The following is a 14,399-nucleotide window of genomic DNA, read 5'->3' as shown; positions in this document are numbered from 1 at the left end:
GTACGATTGATTTTTTGTTTCTTTCGTTTCTATCAGGTTTTCAAAGATCGTCCCGTTCGGCATTGCCGAACGCTTCCTTAGCTTAACTCTTCATGTTCTATTTGTCAATGCTTTTTTCTTTTTGTTTTCTTGACTTTCATGATTCGTTTCTTTTCGTCTTGGCTTCTCTTCCTTAACGCTCTCTTATTCTATTCCTTTTTTTATTATCTGTCAACTAAAATATTAGATATTTTTTAATATTTTTAAAGGACAGAAAAAGGAGGATTACTCCTCCATTTCTTCAATCGCCGCAATTTTCTCGATTCGCTTAATATGCCGTTCACCATCGGAAAATGGTGTCGTTAAAAATGTGTTTACAATATCCTTCACGACTTCGATTCCGGTTGTGCGCTGTCCAACCGCCAGCATATTGGCATCGTTATGCTCCCGGGTCAACCGGGCCATTGTCGTGTCAAAGCACAATCCACAGCGAATCCCTTTTACCTTGTTTGCGCAAATCGACATTCCGATTCCTGTTCCGCACATGACAATTCCTTTTTCTACTTCACCTTGCTGAACAAGCTTCGCGCATTGATAAGCATAATCCGGATAATCAACACTTGCCTCTCCATCACAGCCACAGTCAATCACTTCATGACCTTGCTCAACCAGCATGGAAATCAAATCCAATTTATAATCAACAGCTCCATGATCGCACGCTATTGCTATTTTCATCTTGCACTCCTCCTCGTCATTTCTTATTCAGTATATCACTTATTCTCTATGATCACCTCGCCTTTTCCCCAATAATCAAATGTAAATGGTTTTCACTTCGCGCTCTAAATGAAACAATTTTCTTTTGTTGATGAAAATCTTTTCTTTTGTGCTATACTAGGAAAGTAAATTTTAGGAGGAGAATATGACTGACTTAAAAGTTTTATATCAAACTGTCAAACAAAGAAACGCTAATGATGCGGAATTTCTTCAAGCCGTTGAAGAAGTCTTTGAATCATTAAATGTAATCGCGGAAGTCCATCCTGAAAAACTATCCGATGATGTCCTTTCTCGTCTTGTTGAACCGGAACGCCAAATTATTTTCCGGGTCCCTTGGGTTGATGATCAAGGAAAAACTCAAGTGAACCGTGGCTTCCGAATCCAATTCAACAGCGCTATAGGCCCTTATAAAGGTGGTTTGCGATTCCATCCATCTGTCAATGTAAGTATCATTAAATTTTTAGGGTTTGAACAAATCTTCAAAAACGCTTTGACAACCTTGCCTATGGGCGGTGGAAAGGGCGGCTCCGACTTTGATCCAAAAGGAAAAAGCGACGGAGAAGTTATGCGCTTCTGCCAGTCTTTTATGACTGAATTATTCCGTCATATTGGCGCAAACACAGATGTCCCAGCCGGTGATATCGGTGTTGGTGCCCGCGAGATTGGCTACTTATTCGGTCAGTATAAACGCATCCGTGATGAGTTCACCGGCGTTCTGACAGGAAAAGGATTATCCTATGGCGGATCTTTGGTCCGCACAGAGGCAACGGGCTATGGTCTTTGCTACTTTACCGAAGCTATGTTGAAAGACAAAGGAATGAATTTCGAAAATAAAACTGTTGTGATTTCCGGAAGTGGAAACGTAGCGATTTACGCTTGCCAAAAAGCGCAGGAACTCGGCGCCAAAGTCGTTACAATGTCCGATTCCAACGGATTCATTTATGACCCAGACGGCATTGACCTCTCAACTGTCAAAGACATTAAAGAAATTCGTCGCGGACGCATCAAAGAATACCTGGAACTTCATCCGCAGGCCACGTATACGGAAGGGGCTCGCCCATGGTCGATTCCTTGCGATATCGCTTTGCCATGTGCCACGCAAAATGAATTGAACCTTGACGAAGCCAAAGAACTCGTTAAAAACGGAGTGTTTGCCGTTTGTGAAGGCGCCAACATGCCGACTACACCAGATGCGATCCATTATCTGCTTGAAAATAACGTGTTGTACGCGCCTGGAAAAGCAAGCAACGCGGGCGGCGTCGCATGCTCCGGTTTAGAGATGAGCCAAAACGCAGAACATCTCTCCTGGTCTTTTGAGGATGTCGACAGAAAACTCAAAGACATTATGGTCAATATTTTTGAAACGTGCCGGGATACAGCGGCGGAATATGGTCACCCTGATCAATATGTCGTCGGCGCCAACATCGCAAGCTACTTAAAAGTTGCTGAGGCAATGAAAGCGCAAGGCTGCGTTTAATCTTTCCAGTTGAAAGCTGTGGTAATCAAGCCACAGCTTTTTTCTTTTTCTCACTAAAAAAGAGAAGCTCTACAACACTTCTCTTGCTTCCAACAATACTTCTCCCAAGGAATTTACACTATCCGCTTGAAAATCGGCAGACGCCAGCTCATTTTCCGATCCAAACCCGTATGTGACGGCCACGCAGGGAACACCCGCTTTTTTCGCCCCCTCAACATCAAAAATTCGATCGCCAATCATAATCGTTTCTTCCTTGCCCCCTATACGGCGCCATACTTCCCAAATGATGTCTTCCTTGTCCACCATTGAGCCATCTAAACAACTCCCAACGATCACATCGAAGTACTTCGCTAAATCAAAATGATCCAAAATATCTTTGACAAACACTTCCGGCTTGGAACTGCCTACCGCTAATTGGATTCCCTCATGCTTTAACCGAGCCAGCAATTCCGGTATCCCGTCATATACTTTATTTTCGTACTTACCTACCGTTGAAAACCGCTCGCGATATTTTTGGACAGCAATTTTCGCCTGCCCCTCATCCATCCCGTAAAACTTCATAAAAGAGTCAATCAGCGGAGGACCGATAAAAGGAAGCAAGTCTTCACAATCGGCTTCGATGCCAAAATGTTTCAAAGCATACTGGACACATTTCGTAATCCCTTCCTTTGAGTCCGTCAATGTACCGTCCAAATCAAAAATCAATACCATATTTCTCCTCGATTCTATGAAAGCACAAACCGGTCGATTAATTCAGCGATTGCGTCCTCGTCGTTCGTGCTTTTTAAAATCACATCGCATTTCCCTTTCATTGATTGTACCGTATTTTGTACCCCGATCCCAAGTCCGGCTGCCTCGATCATAGACAAATCATTGAAATTATCGCCAACCGCAATTTGATTTTCATGCGGAATGCCCAAATAATCCCCCAGGAACTTCAAAGCGTTTCCTTTATTGACGCCTTTCTTGTTGAATTCCAAATACCGGTTCGACGAATAAGAAACATCCAAATCGCCGGTAATATCAGCAAGCTCTGCTTCGATTCGGTTCAAATAGTCCCGATTCGTATGGACATAAAGAACCTTGACAAGCGGCTCTTCCTTTAAAAAATCTAAATTTTCCGCATCAAATTCACGAAATGCCATTCGCCCGTCCAAATATTGGCGTTCTCCATCAAAAATGCGATAAATCCATACGGTGTCCAACGTATATACATGAATGCACACATCATATTTCAAACCCCGTTGAAATATCGTTTCCGCCTGCTCGAACGGCAAACCTTCAAAATGAATCAGGCGGTTGCCTGCGTTTTCCGTAATGGCGCCGCCATTGAATGAAATCGTATATTCATTGGCTGCATCTTTCATCCCGATTTCCTCAAGTGTCCCTTGAATGCTCTCATACCCCCGCCCTGTCGCGCAAACGAATTTATTTCCCCGGGCGCGCGCTCTGCGAATCGCCTCCCGATTTTTTTCACTGACAGTCCGATCGGTGCTCAACAAAGTTTCATCTAAATCACTCGCAATCAATTTCATCTGATTTCCTCCTAAAAAAAAGGGAGGACGGTATTCCCGGACCGTCCTCTATACTTCCTTTCAAAACTTTCTGTCTTTCAGCCACTTAACTCTGAAATAACTAATCCCCAAGAAACAGCAACCTTAACTCTCCCTAAAAGTTATGTTTTCTATTTCCACCTTTAATATACCAAGGTAAAGTAGCAATGTCAACGAAATCGGGTCAAAAAACACATTTTTTTCCATATTTTCCTTTGGTAAATTATTGGTTGAACCGATTTTTACCCAGGTTGTTTATTGATTCCCATAATTTGCAAAGCGAGATCAGGCTTATCGGAAATCACACCATCCACACCAAGCTCTTCACATTTTTGCATATCCACTTCTTCGTTGATCGTCCATCCCCAGTACTGTTTCCCATAGCTGTGCGCAAGTTCCACATCTTCTTTTCGAATATGCGGAAACGCCACCGCGAAAGAGTCGATCCAGCTGCACTTTACATAACTTGCGATATCTTGTTCAGTCGACATCAACAGCTGTTTAAACATTTCCGGGTAGCGCGACTCCAGCGCAATCAGACTTTGTACATCCCACGTCTGCACAGTAATATTCGAAAGCAGCTTTGGATTTTTTTCCAGGAGTTTCTGAAGGTTATCAAGTGCCGGCGTCCCCTCTTTCAATTCAATCAAATATAACACTTTGTTCCCAAAATGATTGAAAAATTCCTGAACAGTATGTAAAGTTTCCCCATTTTCCACGGTTAAAGAAGAAAGCACTTCATCATTTGTATCGTTAATGATATAATCTTTCCCGGTCAACCTCAACGTGGAAGGATCATGCGAAACATACAACGTTCCGTCCTTGGACTGATAGACATCCAATTCAATTTGCCGGCAGCCTTCACGAATTGCTTCCTCATACGATTGAAATGTATGCTCTGTCATGGCCGCGGAGGCTCCCCGATGCGCAATTACACGAATGGCGGGACGGGCGTATGATTTTTCTTTTATATCCTTAGCTTGTTCAACAGAAATAACCTGAAAACCAAAAATAAAGCATGCGCTTATGATGGCAAGCATCAGCACAAAAAATTTTCTAAAATACATCATGCATTTATTGTATACGGTTTTCCTACATATTAAAACGGATTGTGATTAAGAAATTTGACATTTAATTCTTGTTCAACAACAATAAAAGTGGTTACCATGGAAAGGCAGAAAACTATGAAAACAATCTTGATTACCGGAGCAGGCTCCGGAATTGGAAAAGAAACCGCAAAATTGTTTGCAGCCAAAGGCTGGAACGTCATCGCGACGATGCGAGAGCCAAAAAACGACAAAACCTTTGCCGAAATGGATCATGTAACAGTTATGAAACTTGACGTGACAAACAAAAAAGACATTGAAACCGTCGCCAGCGAAGTGATTGCTCAAGGCGGGTTGGATGTTTTGTTCAACAACGCGGGCATCGGCGTAAAAGGATGTCTTGATGCGACCCCGGAAAAAAGCATCCGGCAAGTCTTTGAAACAGACTTCATGGGTCCGGCTGAAATAATGAAAGCGTTTATTCCGTATTTTAAAACGAAAAAAAGCGGTGTCCTGATGACGACCGCATCTATGTCGGGTGTGATTTCCTTCCCTTACGATTCGGTTTACGCCGCTGCGAAACACGCTTTGATCGGCCTTTGCGAATCTTTGTATTACGAATTGCTCCCTTACGGAATCCGCGTGAAAATCCTGATTCCAGGTCCGATCAACACGAATTTTAAAATGCAGACTTTCATTAGTTCTTTTAATTCCGCGCACAATTTGAAGCCATCCAAAAATCTTTCCAAGATTTTGATCCCTGACTTCAACAGTCTTCCGGAAGCAAAAGAAGTGGCGCAAGTGGCTTATGAAGCCGCTACATCAGACAGCGACCAGCTGGAGTATATCATTGGCGACGTAGCCAACACCTTGATTTCGAAATATCGTTCGCAAGGCGTTGAAGCGTTTAAAAAGGAACTGGCAAACGAAGTTTACGAAAAGTAAATCCGGTTCTTCAATTTCCCTGAGAAGGCGCGTATAAAGCGCCTTCTTTTTTTTCCTTTCCAAGACGCTTTTTACAAAATATGCGCTTCCAAATATCGCCCTAAGCCATCTTCATCCACCGTATAGTCCGTGACCGCGTCCGCTTTTTCTTTCGTTTGCGAAGAGCCGTTGGCCAGACAAACACCCCAGCCCGCTTTTTCCAGCAGCGGAATGTCGTTTTCCATATCGCCAAACGCGATGATCTCCTCAAGTGGAATTTGGTTTCTTTGCGCGAACTTTTCCAGGCCCATCCCTTTGTTGATTCGAGGATCTAAAAATTCAATCGTAAACGCGTCCTCGATCGCGAACGTCTGCATGATAGCCCATTTCCCGGATTGATGCTTCGCTATTTTAGCGAGGATTCGTTCTTTTTCTTTCCCCGAGCAATGCACCTCGATTTTTCCGGTATCGTATCGACTTAACCGCTCAATATCGCCAACTTCTACGTTGGACCGGTTTCGCGCTTGCGACTCAACCATAAATGGATCCATCCGCAGGCAGGCGATTTGATCGTATCCTTTTTCGTAGACAATGGCATTGATATCAAACTCGCTGAGCATTTCTAAAATTTCTTTCACCACGGTCCGCTCCAGCAAGTAAAAATGCTCGATCTCGTCGCTTCCCTTTTCCCAAAGATCTCCACCATTCATGCCGATTGCGAAATCAAAATCAAAAGAGAGCTCCCATTCTCCCGGTTTGGCAAGAACCCTTGAATCCAGCGGTCTTCCTGTCGCCACGCCAATCAGCACGCCTTGCTCATGGAGCTTCTCCAGCGCCGTTTTCGTATGCGGCATCAGCATTTCGCCTTTTGCCGCCAACGTCCCGTCAATATCCGCCACAAACACTTTAAAGTCTTTTTTCACTTTTATCCCCCGTTTCCTGTTCAAACTAAAACCATCATAAAAACTCTTTTTAACAAAATCAATATCCATCCGAAGAAAGAAAACAAATTTTCAAGCTTCTTTTACCAAATATGATGATTTCTTTTCAACGAAAAAAAGACCACAAATGTGGTCTTGCGTGATAAACGAAATTAACGTTTTGAGTATTGAGGTCTGCGACGAGCGGCTTTGAGACCGTATTTTTTACGTTCTTTCGCACGTGGGTCACGTGTAACGAAACCTGCGGCTTTCAAAGCTGGACGATAATCTTCGCTCGCTTCAATGAGCGCACGCGTAATTCCATGACGCATTGCGCCGGCCTGTCCTGTGAATCCGCCGCCTTTTACATTGATCAATACATCGAATTGATCCAATGTGTTCGTAAGTTCCAATGGGGATTTTACGACTTGCTGGAGAATTCCGGAAGGTACATACTGTTCCAATGTTTTTCCGTTTACTTCGATTTTTCCCGTTCCCGAACGCAAAAAGACACGAGCAACAGATTGTTTACGACGTCCAACACCATGATATTGAACGAGATTTGACTTTTTCACTGCCATTTTCTATTCCTCCTATCCTTTCACCTTCAGCTCAACAGGCTGCTGAGCTGCATGTGGATGTTCGCTTCCTGTGTACACGAACAAATGTCCACGCATTTTGTCGCCAAGCTTCGTGTGAGGCAACATCCCTTGAATTGCGTGCTCTACCCATTCCACTGGATATTTCTGCTTCATTTCTTTCGCGGTCCGCGTACGCAGTCCTCCAAAATATCCGGAATGATTGTAGTATTTTTCCGTTTCCAATTTGTTACCGGTCATATTGACTTTATCCGCATTGATCACGATGACGCAATCTCCACAATCCACGTTTGGGGTATAGGTTGGTTTGTGTTTTCCTCTTAATACATGCGCACATGTTGTTGCCAGACGACCCAAGGTTTGACCTTCTCCATCAACAACATACCATGTACGTTTCACTTCAGCTGGCTTTGCCATTGTTGTTTGACGCATTGTGTTTTCCTCCTGTGATTTGAGCGTTACCGGGGCTCAATCGGCCAGAGTGTAGCCAAGTTAAATAATACCAAAACGGGGCTATTTGTCAATGTAAAAAGCCCATTCCAAGCGAATTTTATTCATCAATCCACTGTAAGTCCTGCAAATACTCATAGTTGACCGGCTCAATCGTTTTTACGATCTCGATTCCTAGCGACTCCAGGTACGCGACCGCCTCCTCATAGAGCGAGGCATTGAGATCCTTTGGATCATGGGCGTCCATCCCGACAATGGCCTGACAGCCAAACGAAGCCGCCATTTCCCAAAATTTATGATGCGGATATTGTTCGACGCCGCTTTTTCGATTGGCCTGCATCCCGAGCACATTGTATTCAAGCGGAATATGAAGGCGGGCACATTCCAGACATATTTTTTGGAATCCTTCCTCGACCACGTCATACCATTCCATATACTCGTTGCGCATGATAAGCTCCGGATGGGCTAAATAGGCGTACATTCCCGTACGCAGCCCTTCAATACACGTATCAAAATACGCATTCAAATACCGCGGAGGCATATGCCCGAAATAAATCCCGTACTCGTCGCTTAAATAATAATGGTTGCCTAAAATCAAATAGTCGATTTCCTGCTCCACGCAAAACTCCAGCAGCCACTCTTGATACATCGGATAATATTCCGCTTCCATTCCAAGCAAAATCGTGATTTTGTCTTTGTATTTCTCCTTCAAGGCAAGGACGCTCTTTTTGTATTCGTCAAACTCGCTCACATCCATTCGAATCCCGGACCTAAAATTTGAATTGTACTCCCAGCATGCGTGATCGGAAAATCCAAGAACTTTGTACCCGTTCGCGATGGCCTCCAACACATACTCCTCATCCGATCCAACCGCATGGTGGCAGCGAAACGTATGCGTGTGATAATTGGTGCGGAACAAGTTTTCATCTTCCATAATAAACCTCCATTAAATACAATCCTTGCGGGGGCGCGTTATAAGGACACGCATGCTTGTCTTTCGCCTCCAGCATTCGTTTTAGAGCCTCTGGCTCCTGTTTGTGACGTCCGACAGCCATGAGCGCACCAACCATCATGCGCACTTGATAGCGCAAAAAACCCGAACCAATAAACTCAAATTCGATGTCGTCCCCATGCGCGTTGATTTCGATAGAAGCAATCGTTTTTACCCTCGGCTTTCTTGGGTCGATTTTGTGCGAGGAAAAGCTCGTAAAATCATGAGAACCAATCAAATATTGAGAAGCTTCGCGCATTGGTTTGATATCCAGCGTCTCATACACAATGCTTTTGTAGGGAAAGCAAAAGGGATCGTTTTGATTCGTAGTGCAAATGTAGCGGTAACGTTTTCCGGTCGCGCTAAACCGGGCGTGGAACCCTTCTTTGGCTTCCTCGCAAGCCAAAACGCGAATATCGCGCGGCAGGATTCCGTTCAGCGCTTTTTGGTATTGCTGGCAAGTTATGCCGGACCGGGCCTCGAAATGAACAACCTGTCCCATGGCGTGGACTTTGGCATCCGTCCGGCCGCTGGCAACGACTTCCGTAGGCTGATGGTGAATTTTTTCGAGCGCCTTTTCGAATACTTCTTGAATGCCGAGCGCGTTGATTTGTTTTTGCCAGCCAGCATAGTTGGATCCATCGTAGGCGATTTTCGCTTTCATCAACATCATTATGCAAGTCCTGAAACTGAAATCGCGATGCAGGCAGCCATAATCAAGGCCGAGATCAACATGCCGGCATAGTCAATTCCACCCATTTTCAACAGCTTGTACCGCGTCCGCTGGCGCTGGGGATCGTAGCCTCTCGCTTCCATGGCGTTGGCTAGCTGATCGGCGCGGTCAAACGCGGAAACAAAGAGCGGAACGATGAGCGCGAGAACGGCCATCACTTTTTCTTTCATCGTACCATTTTCCAAGTCGACACCACGGGATGCCTGTGCGTTCATAATCCGCTGCGTTTCCTCAATCAAAGTCGGAATGAAGCGAAGCGCGATGCTGATCATCATCGCGATGATGTGCGCTGGCAAGCCGATCTTTTCAAAAGGATGCAGCAGTTTTTCAATTCCAAGCGTTAAGTCCAGCGGCTTGGTCGTCGCCGTCAAAATCGTCGTTATAATGATCATCATCATCAGCCGGACAACGATGTACAGCGTCTGGTAAATCGCATCCGAATAAACGGAAAACCATCCGAGCTGGATCCAGGCGGTTCCGGTTTTGATCACGAAAACATTGATCACAAGCAAAAAAACCATCATAAACAGCATCGGTTTGATGGAGCGCAGCGCAAAGCCCAGACTCAGCTTGGATAACACCAAAGCGACCGCGATAAAGGCGGCAATGAGAAGATATCCCCAAATTCCGGCGGGTATAAAAATCGCAATCATCAAAAACAGCATGATCATGATTTTGGCGCGTGGATCCATTCGATTGACGATGGAGTCCAAAGGCAAATAGCGGCCAAGCGCGATATTATTCATCTGATTTCACCTGCTCTTTCACACATTGAACCAAGTCCTCCATTTCCAGCACATCCGCCGGGATTGTGAACCCTTTTTCGATGAGCTGCTTTTTCAATCGAATCAGCGCGGGTGGATTGATTCCAATGTTTTCCATCCATTCGGGGTGCTGAAAAAACTCTTTTACGTCGCTTTCGATTTTTACTTTTCCTTGCTCAAACACGATCACATGGTCGCAATAGTTCTTAACGTGCTCCATATCGTGGGAAACCAGCAAAACCGTTTTCCCTTTCTCTTTGTTGAGCCTCATAAACAAAGCCATCATCTCATTGGCACCTTGCGGATCCAATCCGGCCGTTGGCTCGTCAAGCACAAGAAGATCCGGATCCAGCACTAAAATACCGCCTATCGCCACTCTTCGCTTTTGTCCGCCCGATAAATCAAAGGGGGAGCGCTCCATATACGACGCGTCCAGGCCGACAACCGGCAAAATTTGTTTTGCGAGTTCCAGCGCCTTGTCTTCCGCGATGCCGAAATTTTTCGGACCAAACGCGATGTCTTTTCCAATGGTTTCCTCAAAAAGCTGATATTCAGGAAACTGGAATACGAGCCCGACTTTTTTTCGTAAATTTTTGACGTCTTTCAACTTCGTTCCCGCTTCGATGTGATAATCGTCCACTTCGACGCGGCCGCTCGTTGGCAGCAGCAGGGCGTTCAAATGCTGGACGAATGTGCTTTTTCCGGAACCGGTCTGTCCGATGATGGCTGTCACTTTTCCTTTTGGAATTTCAACGGTGATGCCATTGAGCGCCAAATGCTCAAAAGGGGTTCCCGGATTATAGATATGCGTCAATTCGTTTGTTTTAATTGGCATAGTTTATCGACCACTCCTTCCAGCGTGCAAATCCCCTCTTTCAGAATTCCTTCTTGTTTTAGGGCATTTGAAAATTTCAGCGCAAATGGAATATCCAGCTTCATTTCTTTTAAGCGCTGCTCTTGCGAAAAGACTTCCATGGGCTTTCCGGTCATTTCGACGTGGCCGTCTTTGAGAACAATCACGTTTTCGCTTTGCGCGACTTCCTCCATGTCGTGCGTAATCGAAATGATTGTCACGTTTTTTTCTTCGTGGAGCCGCTTGATTTGCTCGTTGATGCTTTTCTTTCCTTGCGGGTCGAGCATGCTGGTCGATTCGTCAAAAATAATGATTTCCGGCTCAATGGCCAAAATTCCCGCGATGGCGACTCGTTGTTTTTGTCCGCCTGAAAGCTTTGTTGGTTCCGTATCCAAATAGTCCGACATTCCGACTTTCGCGGCGGATGCTTCAATGATTTCCTGCATTTGCTCCTGGGGAACGCAATGGTTTTCCAGTCCGAACGCAATGTCGTCGGCGACGGTCGAGCCGATAAACTGGTTGTCTGGATTTTGGAACACGATGCCAATGTGACTTCGAATATCGTATACGGTGGATTCGGTTAAAGGTTGATCGAAAATAGAAATCGTGCCGGATTTCGCTTCTAAAAGCCCAATCAATAGTTTCGCGATCGTGCTTTTCCCGGAACCGTTTTGTCCAATAATGGTTGTATAACTTCCTTTGGGAATGGAAAATGAAATATTTTGAATGGTTTCTTTTTCTCCATCATAGGAAAATGTCAAATCTTTTACGTTTACCGCGTCCATAAAACACCTCCTCGTAAACGGGTATATTATACATGAAAACTTTAAAATATCCTTGGAAATCGTAAAAAAAGAATGATCGGTGATCATTCTCTATTTTGTAAAATGAAATCCTTGATATTGCACGTCGGTTGTTTTCATCGCGTTGATAACCGCCGATGCCAGGAATGTGAGTCCTTCGATCGTGGATTCCCCGTTGTAGAGCACATCCACAACATTGGCGTTGGTATCGAACGAAGACGACAAACCATCCCGTGCCAATTCTTCTTGAAAGCGGTCGGCGACTTTCGCATCCGGTACCGCAAAAGTCAAAGTGACGGGAAAGCTTTTCTCATCCTGACCGACCCAGGACAAAATATCCGCTTTTAGCGCGGGAATTTCCTCGCTTTCATCATCCGTTGGGGCGGGAAGCAAGTAATTGTCCAAAGATTTGTTTTTTTTGTCGGTAATCACTTTCGCAATTCCGGCAGCGCCTGCTGCGATTCCAGCAATGGCGGCTACCCATTTTAACCATTTCATCGTTTTTTCCTCCTTGTCACGGCAACTCCGTCTCCGACGTCCATGAACGTTGTTTCAAAGTCCTCGAGGGATTTCAAAAACTCTCGGTACATCCTGATCTTTTTTAAGAGATGCTTCGTGTTTCGATTGTTCGTCCGTTCGGGATGGTCAACCATGCCATGAAAATTCATATTATCTGAGAGTATTATACCATTTCGGGATAAAATGGGAGAGTACTTTGCAAAGAATCGTTGATATTGAGCTTTTGCGGCATCAATAAAAATACAATCTGCCAAAAAATCCGGCAGCGCGACTTCATTCGCGTCCCCTTCGATCAGTGTGATTTGCGAGGCAAGTCCGCTTTCCGCGATGTTGATTTTGGCCGCTTCAATCATTTTTGGATCTCTCTCGATGGTCACGACTTGAATTTCGGGATCAAGCGATGCGACGGCGATCGCCGTTTTTCCAATGGCCGTTCCTATTTCTAAAAAGTTCTTCACTTTCGCTTGACGAACTTGGTCTAAAAGAAAGGCCAATCCATCTTCCATCATGACCGGTACATGATTGTCTTTCGCGTATTGTGATAGTTTTTGCTGTTGTGTCTTCATAAAATCAACCTAAAAAAAAGTGAAGTAGAAAGACTACTTCACAAATTCGACGATTGCCATCGGAGCGGCGTCCCCGCGACGGATCCGGGTTTTTACTACACGTGTGTACCCGCCATCTCTGTCTGCATATTCAGGCCCGATCTCATTGAACAATTTCTGCAATGCGGTCGTTCCGTTGTCATCCACTTCGATATTCCGAACGTATGCAGCAGCTTGACGACGCGCGTGCAGGTCTCCTCTTTTCGCAAGAGTAACCAGACTGTCGACAACTGAGCTTACTTCTTTCGCTTTCATTTCTGTTGTTTCGATTTGACCATATTGGATCAGCGACGTTGCCATATTGCGAAGCAACGCTTTCCGGTGATCTGCTTTACGGCCCAATTTGCGATTACGCATGGTCGTTCCTCCTCTTATTTATTCATTACTGGATTTGAAAGACAAGCCAAGTGAATAAATCTTATCTTTGACTTCCTTCAGTGATTTCTTTCCAAGATTACGCACATGCATCATCTCATCTTCGGTTTTCTGAATCAGCTCTTCAACCGTCGTGATTCCCGCTCTTTTCAAGCAGTTATACGAACGAACAGACAATTCCAGATCCTCGATCATCTTGGACTGGATCGCGCTTGGCGTCGTATCGCTTTCCTGTTCCTGCGCATCCGCTTCATCAATGAAGCCTTCATCCAGGTTTTTCAAGATGGCCAGATGATCTCTAAGAATTTTTGAAGAAATAGAAAGTGCTTCCGATGGCTTCAAAGTTCCATCCGTATCAATTTCCATGATCAGTTTGTCGTATTCCTGACCTTCTTCATTGACTTGCGGTTCGCTCACATAGGCGACCCGTTTTACCGGGGAATACAGCGCGTCGGTATAAATGGTACCGAGCGGCTGATTGTCGTTTTGATACATATGCTTGTTGGTTTCGGCTCCAACATACCCTCTGCCCAAACGGGCGGACAATTCCATATTAAGAACGCCTCCTTGTGACAAAGTGCAAATCTCCAAATCTGGATTCAGTACTTCCACCCCTTCCGGACACTCGATGTCTTTTGCGTAAACGACGCAAGGTCCTTCTTTATTGATCCGTAAAGGATGGATCTCGTTATCATGAATATCAATTTTTAAAATCAACTGTTTGATTCGCAGAATCAAGGAAGCAACGTCTTCGCTCACTCCTTTGATTCCGGTAAACTCATGGTATACTCCGTCGATTCGGATGGCGAACACCGCGCCTCCAGGTACTGCCGACAGCATGACCCGACGCAATGCGTTTCCCAGTGTGATTCCGAATTGACTGTCGAGAGGAGTAAAAATAAATTTACCTGATGTTTGATTTTCTTCTACTGTTTGGATTTCATACTTTGTCATTTAGGCACCTCCTTATAGTGTCCTATTATCCACGAGGTCGTTTCGGTGGACGGCATCCATTGTGAGGGATTGGCGTCACA

The 14,399-nt window shown here is 44.9% G+C and carries 18 protein-coding genes; 2 read left to right on the top strand and 16 right to left on the bottom strand.

Features of this window, described 5'->3' with window-relative positions; genetic code table 11:
• Nucleotides 1-264: 264 nt before the first annotated feature.
• Nucleotides 265-714 carry a ribose 5-phosphate isomerase B gene (rpiB, locus tag E5336_RS11635; RefSeq protein WP_135981271.1) on the bottom strand — a complete coding sequence of 150 codons (450 nt, stop codon included), beginning with the start codon at nucleotides 712-714 and terminating at the stop codon, nucleotides 265-267.
• 184 nt (nucleotides 715-898) lie between these two features.
• Between rpiB and gdhA the strand changes: the two genes are divergently transcribed.
• A complete protein-coding gene (gene gdhA, locus E5336_RS11630) occupies nucleotides 899-2,230 on the top strand; it encodes an NADP-specific glutamate dehydrogenase (protein WP_135981270.1) in 1,332 nt (443 codons plus the stop codon).
• A 69-nt stretch (nucleotides 2,231-2,299) separates the two neighbouring features.
• Here the strand turns inward: gdhA and E5336_RS11625 are convergent, their stop codons facing one another.
• The 3 genes from E5336_RS11625 to E5336_RS11615 form a co-directional block, all read right to left on the bottom strand.
• Nucleotides 2,300-2,941: an HAD hydrolase-like protein gene (locus E5336_RS11625; RefSeq protein ID WP_135981269.1), complete on the bottom strand. Its 642-nt coding sequence runs from the start codon at nucleotides 2,939-2,941 to the stop codon at nucleotides 2,300-2,302.
• Between the two features lie 14 nt (nucleotides 2,942-2,955).
• Nucleotides 2,956-3,765 carry a Cof-type HAD-IIB family hydrolase gene (locus tag E5336_RS11620; RefSeq protein WP_135981268.1) on the bottom strand — a complete coding sequence of 270 codons (810 nt, stop codon included), beginning with the start codon at nucleotides 3,763-3,765 and terminating at the stop codon, nucleotides 2,956-2,958.
• Nucleotides 3,766-4,025: 260 nt separating this feature from the next.
• On the bottom strand, nucleotides 4,026-4,853 hold the full coding sequence (locus tag E5336_RS11615; RefSeq protein WP_135981267.1) for a glycerophosphodiester phosphodiesterase: 828 nt from the start codon (nucleotides 4,851-4,853) through the stop codon (nucleotides 4,026-4,028).
• 114 nt (nucleotides 4,854-4,967) lie between these two features.
• Between E5336_RS11615 and E5336_RS11610 the strand changes: the two genes are divergently transcribed.
• A complete protein-coding gene (locus E5336_RS11610; protein ID WP_168353664.1) occupies nucleotides 4,968-5,774 on the top strand; it encodes an SDR family oxidoreductase in 807 nt (268 codons plus the stop codon).
• A gap of 71 nt (nucleotides 5,775-5,845) precedes the next feature.
• Here E5336_RS11610 and E5336_RS11605 read toward each other — a convergent pair whose 3' ends face one another.
• The 12 genes from E5336_RS11605 to E5336_RS11550 all read right to left on the bottom strand — a co-directional run bounded on the left by E5336_RS11605 (nucleotide 5,846) and on the right by E5336_RS11550 (nucleotide 14,319).
• On the bottom strand, nucleotides 5,846-6,676 hold the full coding sequence (locus tag E5336_RS11605) for a Cof-type HAD-IIB family hydrolase (protein ID WP_168353663.1): 831 nt from the start codon (nucleotides 6,674-6,676) through the stop codon (nucleotides 5,846-5,848).
• A 170-nt stretch (nucleotides 6,677-6,846) separates the two neighbouring features.
• Nucleotides 6,847-7,254, bottom strand: coding sequence for a 30S ribosomal protein S9 (rpsI, locus tag E5336_RS11600; RefSeq protein ID WP_135981264.1), 408 nt, complete (start codon nucleotides 7,252-7,254; stop codon nucleotides 6,847-6,849).
• Between the two features lie 12 nt (nucleotides 7,255-7,266).
• A complete protein-coding gene (gene rplM / locus E5336_RS11595; RefSeq protein WP_135981263.1) occupies nucleotides 7,267-7,704 on the bottom strand; it encodes a 50S ribosomal protein L13 in 438 nt (145 codons plus the stop codon).
• Between the two features lie 118 nt (nucleotides 7,705-7,822).
• Nucleotides 7,823-8,656 (bottom strand): histidinol-phosphatase, encoded by an 834-nt coding sequence (locus E5336_RS11590; protein ID WP_277820865.1) that lies wholly within the window; start codon nucleotides 8,654-8,656, stop codon nucleotides 7,823-7,825.
• On the bottom strand, nucleotides 8,646-9,377 hold the full coding sequence (gene truA, locus E5336_RS11585; protein WP_277820864.1) for a tRNA pseudouridine(38-40) synthase TruA: 732 nt from the start codon (nucleotides 9,375-9,377) through the stop codon (nucleotides 8,646-8,648). Before truA ends, E5336_RS11590 begins: the two co-directional genes overlap by 11 nt.
• Nucleotides 9,378-9,385: 8 nt before the next feature.
• Complete coding sequence (locus tag E5336_RS11580) at nucleotides 9,386-10,192, bottom strand: energy-coupling factor transporter transmembrane component T family protein (protein WP_135981261.1); 807 nt, start codon at nucleotides 10,190-10,192, stop codon at nucleotides 9,386-9,388.
• Nucleotides 10,185-11,045, bottom strand: coding sequence for an energy-coupling factor transporter ATPase (locus E5336_RS11575; protein ID WP_135981260.1), 861 nt, complete (start codon nucleotides 11,043-11,045; stop codon nucleotides 10,185-10,187). The genes E5336_RS11580 and E5336_RS11575 overlap by 8 nt, the downstream gene beginning before the upstream one ends.
• Complete coding sequence (locus E5336_RS11570; protein ID WP_135981259.1) at nucleotides 11,021-11,848, bottom strand: energy-coupling factor transporter ATPase; 828 nt, start codon at nucleotides 11,846-11,848, stop codon at nucleotides 11,021-11,023. Before E5336_RS11570 ends, E5336_RS11575 begins: the two co-directional genes overlap by 25 nt.
• Nucleotides 11,849-11,938: 90 nt before the next feature.
• Nucleotides 11,939-12,364, bottom strand: coding sequence for a hypothetical protein (locus E5336_RS11565; protein WP_135981258.1), 426 nt, complete (start codon nucleotides 12,362-12,364; stop codon nucleotides 11,939-11,941).
• Complete coding sequence (locus tag E5336_RS11560) at nucleotides 12,361-12,951, bottom strand: O-methyltransferase (protein ID WP_135981257.1); 591 nt, start codon at nucleotides 12,949-12,951, stop codon at nucleotides 12,361-12,363. The genes E5336_RS11565 and E5336_RS11560 overlap by 4 nt, the downstream gene beginning before the upstream one ends.
• A gap of 33 nt (nucleotides 12,952-12,984) precedes the next feature.
• Nucleotides 12,985-13,347 carry a 50S ribosomal protein L17 gene (gene rplQ / locus E5336_RS11555; RefSeq protein ID WP_135981256.1) on the bottom strand — a complete coding sequence of 121 codons (363 nt, stop codon included), beginning with the start codon at nucleotides 13,345-13,347 and terminating at the stop codon, nucleotides 12,985-12,987.
• An 18-nt stretch (nucleotides 13,348-13,365) separates the two neighbouring features.
• Nucleotides 13,366-14,319, bottom strand: a complete 954-nt coding sequence (locus tag E5336_RS11550; protein WP_135981255.1) for a DNA-directed RNA polymerase subunit alpha — start codon at nucleotides 14,317-14,319, stop codon at nucleotides 13,366-13,368.
• Nucleotides 14,320-14,399 lie beyond the last annotated feature (80 nt).

It is taken from the genome of Dubosiella muris (assembly GCF_004793885.1).
Taxonomy (GTDB): domain Bacteria; phylum Bacillota_I; class Bacilli_A; order Erysipelotrichales; family Erysipelotrichaceae; genus Dubosiella; species Dubosiella muris.
The sequence above is the reverse complement of the archived record's forward strand: the minus strand, read 5'-3'. Positions and strand labels throughout refer to the sequence as shown.